The organism is Ruegeria sp. AB5 (assembly GCF_056542645.1).
Genome location: NZ_JBQGAE010000062.1, coordinates 1 through 1,356 on the forward strand (window position 1 = coordinate 1; position 1,356 = coordinate 1,356).

The 1,356-nt window shown below is 63.9% G+C and carries 1 protein-coding gene and 1 pseudogene; both read right to left on the reverse strand.

Features of this window, described 5'->3' with window-relative positions:
- A pseudogene (locus ACR0L4_RS23590) lies at positions 1-323 on the reverse strand (type III glutamate--ammonia ligase); the annotation flags it as partial.
- A gap of 79 nt (positions 324-402) precedes the next feature.
- Positions 403-1,356: FMN-binding glutamate synthase family protein (locus ACR0L4_RS23595; RefSeq protein WP_480515637.1), on the reverse strand; the 954-nt coding region annotated here is incomplete at its 5' end.

Here is a 1,356-nt window from a genome sequence, read left to right on the forward strand (position 1 = left end):
ATCAGGCGGCGCAGCACGTTGCGCGGGGCCTGGGCGACGTCCTTGCCTTCCATCACGCAGTTGCCGGCAACCCAGGCGACCTCGGGCTTCCAGGGCAGCTGGATCACCGAGGACGGGTCCGGCACCGCCAGCATGTCGGGATGCGCCGGGGTCATATCCAGCCAGGTGGCAAACCCGGCAAAGCCTGCGCCGTCTTCCTGCATCTCGGCTATCGCCTGCGCGGGGACCAGTTTGGCCCGTTGTCCACCGAACAGGTCGGTGAACGAGATCATGAAGTATTTGACGCCTTTTTCTTTTGCGAAAGCTGCGAGATCTGTCGTCACGATGGCTTTCCTTTCCCTGTTGTTTATTGTTTTCAAAGCAAAAACGCGGCCTCCGTCAGGAAGCCGCGCAGTGTTCGTTCTAAAATCCGTCCTTGCCCGGGTACCAGGTGGTGCCTGCCAGTGGCACCCGCGCCATGGCGGCCGCCTCCATGGTCAGGGCACACAAGTCTTCGGGCTCCAGGTTGTGCAGGTGGTTGTGACCGCAGGCGCGCGCGATCGTCTGCGCCTCAAGCGTCATCACCTTGAGATAGTTGCGCAGACGGCGCCCGGCGTCGACAGGGTTCAGACGGGCGGCAAGATCGGGGTCCTGCGTGGTGATACCCGCCGGGTCCTGGCCCTCGTGCCAGTCGTCATAGGCTCCGGTGGTGGTGCCCAGCTTCTGATACTCGGCTTCCCATTTCGGATCATTGTCGCCAAGCGCCACCAGTGCGGCGGTGCCAATCGCCACCGCATCCGCACCAAGCGCCAACGCCTTGGCCACATCGGCCCCGGTGCGGATACCGCCCGAGATCACCAGTTGCACCTCGCGATGCACGCCCAGATCCTGCAGCGCCTGCACGGCGGGGCGAATGCAGGACAGCGTCGGCAATCCGACATGTTCGATGAACACGTCCTGCGTCGCGGCGGTGCCGCCCTGCATCCCGTCCATCACCACCACATCTGCGCCAGCTTTCACGGCCAGCGCGGTGTCGTAATAGGGCCGGGTTGCGCCCACCTTGACGTAGATCGGCACCTGCCAGTTGGTGATCTCGCGCAGTTCGAGGATCTTGATCTCCAGATCATCGGGCCCGGTCCAGTCCGGATGGCGACAGGCCGAACGCTGGTCGATACCTTTGGGCAGGGTGCGCATCTCGGCCACGCGGTCGCTGATCTTCTGACCCAGCAACATGCCGCCGCCGCCGGGCTTGGCCCCCTGGCCAACCACGATCTCGATCGCATCCGCCTTGCGCAGGTCATTGGGGTTCATCCCATAGCGCGACGGCAGGTACTGATAGACCAGTTTGGAGGAATGGCCGCGTTCCTCGGGCGTCAT